Genomic DNA, 7176 nt, shown 5'->3' on the forward strand with positions numbered 1-7176 from the left:
GCCGCCCCCGCCCCGCGCAAGGTGCACAAATCCAGCCCCGCCGGCGTTTGAGGCGCGGGGTCCGGGGCGGAGCCCCGAAAAGGCCCAAACCGCAGCCGCCCCCGCCCCGCGCAAGCTTCCGCAGGAACGCGCTCGCGTGGTCGGTACAGGTACCGCTAGCGTGCCGCCATGAGTACCCACGACACGCCGCCCACCCACCCCCGCTTCGCCGAGGCCCTCCGCGAGTTGGGCCTCGACGTCCCCGTCCGCCGCTTCCCGGACGCCACCCGCACCGCGGCAGACGCCGCCGCCGCGATCGGCTGTGACGTCAGCGAGATCGTCAAGTCGCTGATCTTCGAGGCGGACGGGGTCCCCGTCCTGGTCCTGATGGACGGCTCCTCACGGGTGGATGTCGAGCGCGTACGGCAGGAACTCGGCGCGGCGAAGGTCAAGCGCGCGAACGCGGACCTGGTCCGGGAGACCACGGGGTACGCGATCGGCGGCGTACCGCCCTTCGGCCACGCCACCCGGACCCGTGTGCTGGCGGATCGCGGGCTGCTCGATCACACGGTGGTATGGGCGGCGGCCGGCACCCCCCACACGGTGTTCCCGCTGGACCCGAAGTCGCTGATCGCCCACGCCGGCGGCACCTTGGTGGATGTGCGCGAGCGTACGGAGTGACGGCGACCGTCGCCGCGGCGGTGCTGATAGCCGCGATCACGCACGCGACCTGGAACGCGATCGCCCACCGGATCAGGGACCAGTTGGTGGCCTTCACGCTGATCTGCGGAGGCGGGACGGTCATCGGGGTGGTGCTGGCCTGCTTGGTACCGCTGCCGGACGCGAAGGCATGGCCGTATCTGGTGGCCTCCGCGCTGCTGCACGTCGGGTACCAGTCGCTGTTGATGAAGTCGTTCACGCTGGGCGACTTCGGCCAGATGTATCCGATCGCGCGCGGCACGGCCCCGCTGGTGGTGACCGTCGTCGCCGCGCTCCTCCTGGACGAGACGCTGCGCGGCCCGCAGCTGGCGGGCGTGGTGCTCGCGTCGGCCGGCCTGGTCGGGGTGGCGCTGTGGGGCATCAAGGGCTCGCGCCCGCACTGGGCGGCGCTGGGGGCGGCGCTGGCGACGGGCCTGTCGATCGCCGCGTACACGGTCGTGGACGGTGTCGGCGTACGGGCCTCGGGCTCGCCCCTCGGGTACATCGCCTGGCTGATGATCCTCCAGGGCTTACTGATCCCCGCGTACGCGCTCCACCGCCTCAGGGGCGAACTGCTCCCCCGGCTACGCCCGTTCGCCGCCCTCGGGATGCTCGGCGCGGCCCTGTCGATCGCCGCCTACTCACTGGTGCTGTGGGCACAGACCCGTGCACCCCTGGCCCCGATCGCCGCGCTGCGGGAGTCGTCGATCATCGTGGGCGCCGCGATCGGCGCGATCTTCTTCAAGGAACGGTTCGGGGCGCCGAGGATCGCGGCGGCGGGGCTGATGGTGGTGGGGATCGGGCTGATGCTGCGGGTGGGCTGAGCGGATGGCCGGAGCGGGCGGTCCTGGACCCGCACCGGGGCCCCACGTAACGTACAAGATCCGTATCGCACATGACGGCAGGGTGGAGGCAGAGCTGTGGACGACTGGCGGCTGACCAGGACGTTCCCGTCGGCGTACGGAGATGTGCGCTGGGACCGGCTCGGCGACCCGGCGGCGCCGCCGGTGGTGCTGCTGCACGGCACACCGTTCTCGTCGTACGTCTGGCGTGCGATCGCCCGCGCGATCGGCTCGCGGTTCCAGGTGTACGTGTGGGACATGCCCGGGTACGGCGCGTCGGCGAAGTCGGCGGGGCAGGATGTGTCGCTGGCCGCCCAGGGCCGTGTCTTCGCCGAACTGCTGGCGCACTGGGACCTGTCCGAGCCCCAGGTGGTGGCCCACGACTTCGGCGGCGCGGTCGCCCTGCGCGCCCACCTCCTCCACAGCGCCCGCTACCGCAGGCTCGCCCTGGTGGACCCGGTCGCGCTGGCGCCCTGGGGCTCCCCGTTCTTCCGTCTGGTCGGCGAGCACGCGGAGGTCTTCGAACAACTGCCGCCCGCCCTGCACCGGGCCCTCGTCCGCGAGTACATCTCCTCGGCGAGCAGCCCCGGCCTGCACCCCCTGACACTCGACCACCTCGTCGCCCCCTGGCTCGGCGACGACGGCCTGCCCGCCTTCTACCGCCAGATCGCCCAGGCCGACCAGCGCTACACCGACGAGATCCAGGACCGCTACGGCTCCCTCGACCTCCCGGTCCTCGTCTGCTGGGGCGAGGACGACACCTGGATCCCGGCCGCCAGGGCCCATGACCTGGTCTCCCTCATCCCCGGCGCCGCCCTCCGCCTCATCCCCGGCGCCGGCCATCTGGTCCAGGAGGACGCTCCCGCCGAACTGACCTCGGCGCTGCTGGAGTTCCTGGAGTTCCCGGGGTTTCCGGCCTAGTGGCAGCCGGGCGGGGTGTTCCACCTGCCGGGTACGAGAGCGAGTGAGCCCGTCCGCAGCACAGTGTGGTTGGCGAAGAGGTCATCGAGCCGGAACTCACGGTCGAGATCCGCGCTCCAGGGCGCGTCCGCGAGTTCCCGGTACGCCGCCGCCCTGACCATCCTGGCCCGAGCGCACTGCGTGAGAATCCACCGGGCCTGCGTCTGCCCGGACGGCACCTGCGCGTACATGCTCGCGGCCAGCCGCCAGAGCTGATCACCGGTCGCGGTGCCCTGTCCGGTCGCGCTGTCCGGCCCGGTTACGGTGTCCGGCCCGGTCACCGCGACGATCGCGATGTCGCCGAGGCCGCGCGCGTCGCCGGACTGTGTGGTGTACGCGACGGTCAGCCCCTCCAGGGGGAAGATCGTGAGCCTGCCGCATCCGGTGAGCCGCACGGGTTGCGTACGCGTCGCGGGCGCGCGGTCAGCAACCGTCGCCGTCGCCGCAGCAGGCGGGCGGATTGCACTCGGCGGGCGTACCCCACAGGTCGTGGTCGACGGCGTATCCGGCCTCCGCCAGGGCCCGGACCGCGCGTTCCACGGCGATCCCGTCCCGCAGTCCGCCCCTGAGCGGGCGGTGGTGCAGGAACCTGCCGAAGCGGCCGTGGCAGAAGTCCGCGTACTCCTGGCTGTGCAGAAGGAAGGCATGCCACCCGGGATCGACCGCCCTCGACGGCGACAGCGGGATGCCGCCCTGCCGCCCGGCCATGTCGATGAAGGCGAGGGCCTGGTCCATGACCCGCTCGGCGCGCGGGCGCGTCATCGCCTCCTCGGACTCCAGGAAGGTGACGAGGCGGTCGAAGAGGTCGGGAGCGATGAGGTGGCGGCCGAGGCGGGGAGGGGCGAGTGCGGTCATGGGGTGCTCCTTGAGGGATCCCGGCTGAGGGGATTCGACCGTAGGAGCCTGACTGTTCCACCTGCCAGCCATGTGCATACATGTGCACAGTAATGCTCTCGAAAGGCACGGCGCCTTCGCGCTCTTAACCGCGTGAACTGGACACGTGACACTGCTGCACACAACCGCACAATGCAGAAGGGACGTTGGTATGTCATTAGCCTTCATCGGGATCGACCCCGAAACCGGTGACTTCGACAGCCCCACCGTGTGGGTGGATCAGGAGAACCAGGAACTCATCCTCCAGGGCTGGAAGCCCGGCCCCGCGCTCGAAGCCGAGTGCGCCGCCACGGAGGTACCCGGCCACGCGAAGGGGATCCCGGACCATGAGGCTGTGATCCGGATTCCCGGGAGGATGGTGGACATGATCCGGGAGGCGTGCGATGCCATCGAGCATCACGGACCCCGCTGAGGTGTTCCGCCGCTGCACCCGATCCGCCGTGCATCTGGAGATGCGCGACTCGTACGCGGTCGACTACGAGAGGGAGCGCTTCAAAGCCTGGAAGAGCGGCTTCCGCCACGATCCGGCGGACCGTGCCTCCTGGTGGCGGCCGTGGTTGGACCTGATGTCCGAGACGGTGGCGCGCGGTGTCGTCGTACGGCGTGCCCGCATTGTGTCCGAGCCGGTGAGCGAGTACATCCGCTACGAGCACTCGGGTACGTTCACCAATGTGGCGGCCGGGGAACAGGTGAGATGGCTGCCACGTCGACAGGCATCCGGGATCGCCCTCCCTGGCAACGACTTCTGGCTCTTCGACGAGCAGTTGGTGCGCTGGAACCACTTCGCCGGAGACGGTTCACCGACAGAGGGGGAAACCAGCGACGACCCCGCCGCCGTCAAGCTGTGTGCGGACGCCTTCGAAACCGTGTGGGCGCGTGCCATCCCGCACGACCAGTACGAGATCCGCTGACCGAAAGAGCCAACAGGCCAGTTCATGCCCATATCTCCGTCATCCTCCGCTCAGGCCGCACGTGAGCGCGTCGCGAAAAAGCTGCGTGACCTGCGCAGGACAGCCGGACTGACGGTCACCGAACTGGCCGACCAATGCGGTTGGCACCACGCCAAGACCTCCCGCATCGAGAACGCGCGCACCGCACCCTCCGCCAAGGACATACGGCTCTGGTGCGGTGCCTGCGGCATTCCGGGCCAGGCGGATGACCTGATCGCTCAGTCCCTCGACGCGGAGTCCCTCTACAAGGAGTGGCGCGACCAGGAACGCACCGGGCTACGGCAGCTCCAGGAGGACCGGGTGCGGTTCTACCGGGAGACCCGGCTGTTCCGCTTCTACTCCTCGACGCTCGTGCCGGGACTGCTCCAGACCGAGGGTTACGCGGCGGCCGTACTGAGCGGCATCGCCGACTTCCGGGGCGTCCCCAACGACAGCCCCGAAGCGGCAGCGGCCCGGGTCAAGCGGTCCCGCATCATCCACGAACCGGGCCGCCGGTTCGTCCTCCTCATGGAGGAAGCCGCGCTGTACTACCAGATCGGGGAGCCGTCCGCGATGGCCGCGCAACTGGGCTATCTGCTGACCGCCGGCGCGCTGCCCGCCGTGTCCCTCGGGGTGATCCCAATGGCCGCCCCGGGGCCGAGGCACTGGCCGCACGAGACGTTCCATATCTTCGACGACAGGCTGGTGGCTGTGGAGTTGATCTCCGCGAAGGTGAACATCACTCAGCCGAGCGAGGTAACGAGTTATCGGGAGGCGTTCGACGCGCTGCGTGCGATGGCCGTGTACGGGGCGGAGGCGCGCGCGCTGATCGTGAAGGCCATCGAGGCGCTCGGCTGACGCGTGGCCGGTGCGTCCGCGCGCCCCGGCCCGCTGTGAGCCAGGGCGCGACGGGAGTTGGGCCTCAGTCGGTGGCCCGGAAGGTCTCGTTCTTCACCGCGCCCATGAACGAGGTCCAGGCGGACGGCCCGAAGGCGAGTTGTGGGCCGACCGGAGCCTTGCTGTCGCGCACGGGTATGACACCCGGGAAGTCATCGCTGACCTCGATGCATTGGCCGTTCCCACTGCTGTAGCTGCTCTTGCGCCAGACCGGCGCGGTCGGTTCGTGCTGCACTCCAAACACTTCCTCTCCCTCAGTCACTCCCGGCTGCCAGCTTAGCCAGCAGTCCCGCACTGTCGTTCGGCCCTACAGCCACGGCCTGCAAGTGCTCGAACATCGACTTGTAACGCCGAATCTCTGCCTCGGCCTCAAGGAACAAATCACCTGCTGAAGTGTCCACGCAGACCAGCTCCGGGTCAGCTGGGTCCGGGAAGTCCATGTGTACGAAGCTGCTGGGCATGCCCGCGTGCGCGCCCTTCTCGAACGGGATCACCTGAAAGGTGACATGCGGCTCTTCCATGAGCCGCAACAAGTGCTGCGCCTGCTCTCGCATCACCTTGCGCCCTCCGACTTCGCGTCGGATTGCCGCCTCGTCAACAATCGCCCAGAGCTGCAAAGGCCGCTCCTTGGCGAGGAGTGCCTGGCGCTCCATGCGCGCCTGGACACGTTGTTCCACTTCCTTCTGACTGGCCATGGGCAACACGCCTCTGACAACCGCATACGCGTAGTCCTCTGTCTGAGCGAGACCCGGAATGAACAGAGATTCGTAGTTGCGCACTGTCCGCGCCTCGGCCTCGAAGCCGATGTAGGCCGTGTACTCCTCGGGCAGATCCGAGTGATACGGACGCAGCCAACCCTGAGCGTTGGAGCCGCCTTGGATGGTCAACAGGTCTGAGCGCTGGGCCTCGTTTGCCTGATACAGGTCCAACAGAGCTACCAGTGTGCGCTTTTGCGGACGGGCACGCGCCTTCTCGATGCGGTAGAGCGTCACACCGTTGATGCCGGTCCGCTCCGTCACATCCTCCCGAGTGAGTTGCGCCGTCGCACGAAGACGGCGCAACTCGGCTGCCAGACGGCGGAGTCTGACGGTCGGCGGGTGCTGTCGCTTCTCCGACATGCTGCGATCCCTCCTGCGGGACGGCACCGGCTCACCTCCGTCGACCTCGCCGCATGCACCTGCGCGGCCGACCGGGCGTCGCGGTTCGCCCACGCCGGAGGGACCGCATGAGCGAGGCATGTACGGGCGGCACACTCGTATCGCGGTGGACGTACAGTCCCCGGTGCGTCGGGAAGGGGCGGGAGCGACTGCGCAAGTCCCTGGCGGACTGGGGGCTGACGGGCCTGGAGGACGAGGCGCTGATCGTGTTGTCGGAGCTGCTCACCAACGCGGTGCGGCACGCGTATGTGCCGGGGCGGAAGATCGAGACGCGCTGGCTGCGGATGCCGGGCGGCGGGCTGCGGATCGAGGTGCATGACACGGCGGGCGGGCGGCCGGTGCTGACCGAGCCCACGGCGGACGCACCGGGCGGACGCGGGCTCCCGCTCGTGGCGGCGCTGGCGCAGCGGTGGGGCGTGGCCGAGCGTGAGGGACCCGGCAAGGCGGTCTGGGCGGAGTTGTCCGCGACGGCGACGGCGGGTGAACGCCGTGGCCCATGACCGGCCGGAGGTGATGCCGCCGAGCGCCGCCGACACCGTACGGGCCGGGCTGCTGCACACCCTGTACGCCGTGGACGAGCGCTGGCACCGGTTCTATTTCGCCGCGCTGTACCGGCTCGATGTCCGGCCGATGGCCCGCCTGGTCCACCGAGGGGAGAACCGGGCCTGCCGGGAGCGCTGAACCGGGCGCGCTCCCCGGTCGCCGGCACGGGCGGCCGGGGAGCGTACGCCGTTCCGGCCGGAACTTACGTGCTGTGTACATCGGGTACCGGCTGAACTCCTCAAGTTGCGATGCTACGGTGTCCGTGAGGTGCTATAG

At 69.6% G+C, this 7176-nt stretch carries 12 protein-coding genes; 8 read left to right on the forward strand and 4 right to left on the reverse strand.

All coding sequences use genetic code 11. From position 1 onward, the window contains the following. The first annotated feature begins 168 nt into the window (after positions 1 to 168). The 3 genes from ACWF94_RS28075 (at position 169) to ACWF94_RS28085 (ending at position 2441) form a co-directional block, all read left to right on the forward strand. Positions 169 to 660: a YbaK/EbsC family protein gene (locus ACWF94_RS28075; protein ID WP_453494305.1), complete on the forward strand. Its 492-nt coding sequence runs from the start codon at positions 169 to 171 to the stop codon at positions 658 to 660. Next, complete coding sequence (locus ACWF94_RS28080) at positions 657 to 1502, forward strand: EamA family transporter (protein ID WP_453494308.1); 846 nt, start codon at positions 657 to 659, stop codon at positions 1500 to 1502. The genes ACWF94_RS28075 and ACWF94_RS28080 overlap by 4 nt, the downstream gene beginning before the upstream one ends. Positions 1503 to 1598: 96 nt before the next feature. Continuing rightward, positions 1599 to 2441, forward strand: coding sequence for an alpha/beta fold hydrolase (locus tag ACWF94_RS28085; RefSeq protein ID WP_453494311.1), 843 nt, complete (start codon positions 1599 to 1601; stop codon positions 2439 to 2441). On the opposite strand, the gene ACWF94_RS28090 is transcribed toward ACWF94_RS28085, so the two are convergent. Both ACWF94_RS28090 and ACWF94_RS28095 read right to left on the reverse strand, forming a co-directional pair. Continuing rightward, entirely contained in the window at positions 2438 to 2875 is a 438-nt protein-coding gene (locus ACWF94_RS28090) for a hypothetical protein (protein WP_453494314.1), read from the reverse strand. The genes ACWF94_RS28085 and ACWF94_RS28090 overlap by 4 nt on opposite strands. 28 nt (positions 2876 to 2903) lie before the next feature. Beyond that, a complete protein-coding gene (locus ACWF94_RS28095; protein WP_453494317.1) occupies positions 2904 to 3335 on the reverse strand; it encodes a glycine-rich domain-containing protein in 432 nt (143 codons plus the stop codon). A gap of 190 nt (positions 3336 to 3525) precedes the next feature. Between ACWF94_RS28095 and ACWF94_RS28100 the strand changes: the two genes are divergently transcribed. Genes ACWF94_RS28100 through ACWF94_RS28110 form a run of 3 tightly spaced genes read left to right on the forward strand, consistent with a single transcriptional unit; the run spans position 3526 to position 5161 of the window. Next, complete coding sequence (locus ACWF94_RS28100) at positions 3526 to 3786, forward strand: hypothetical protein (RefSeq protein ID WP_453494319.1); 261 nt, start codon at positions 3526 to 3528, stop codon at positions 3784 to 3786. Further along, entirely contained in the window at positions 3758 to 4285 is a 528-nt protein-coding gene (locus tag ACWF94_RS28105) for a DUF6879 family protein (protein ID WP_453494322.1), read from the forward strand. The genes ACWF94_RS28100 and ACWF94_RS28105 overlap by 29 nt, the downstream gene beginning before the upstream one ends. 24 nt (positions 4286 to 4309) lie before the next feature. Continuing rightward, positions 4310 to 5161 (forward strand): helix-turn-helix domain-containing protein, encoded by an 852-nt coding sequence (locus ACWF94_RS28110; RefSeq protein ID WP_453494325.1) that lies wholly within the window; start codon positions 4310 to 4312, stop codon positions 5159 to 5161. Positions 5162 to 5225: 64 nt separating this feature from the next. On the opposite strand, the gene ACWF94_RS28115 is transcribed toward ACWF94_RS28110, so the two are convergent. Continuing rightward, positions 5226 to 5435 carry a DUF397 domain-containing protein gene (locus ACWF94_RS28115; protein WP_453494328.1) on the reverse strand — a complete coding sequence of 70 codons (210 nt, stop codon included), beginning with the start codon at positions 5433 to 5435 and terminating at the stop codon, positions 5226 to 5228. 19 nt (positions 5436 to 5454) lie between these two features. Then, positions 5455 to 6318, reverse strand: a complete 864-nt coding sequence (locus ACWF94_RS28120; protein WP_453494331.1) for a helix-turn-helix domain-containing protein — start codon at positions 6316 to 6318, stop codon at positions 5455 to 5457. Positions 6319 to 6425: 107 nt separating this feature from the next. On the opposite strand from ACWF94_RS28120, the gene ACWF94_RS28125 reads away from it, so the two are divergent. Both ACWF94_RS28125 and ACWF94_RS28130 read left to right on the forward strand, forming a co-directional pair. Further along, positions 6426 to 6857 carry an ATP-binding protein gene (locus tag ACWF94_RS28125; protein WP_453494334.1) on the forward strand — a complete coding sequence of 144 codons (432 nt, stop codon included), beginning with the start codon at positions 6426 to 6428 and terminating at the stop codon, positions 6855 to 6857. Further along, positions 6847 to 7038 carry a hypothetical protein gene (locus tag ACWF94_RS28130; RefSeq protein ID WP_453494337.1) on the forward strand — a complete coding sequence of 64 codons (192 nt, stop codon included), beginning with the start codon at positions 6847 to 6849 and terminating at the stop codon, positions 7036 to 7038. Before ACWF94_RS28125 ends, ACWF94_RS28130 begins: the two co-directional genes overlap by 11 nt. Positions 7039 to 7176: the final 138 nt, after the last annotated feature.

Source organism: Streptomyces sp. NPDC055078 (genome assembly GCF_053607985.1).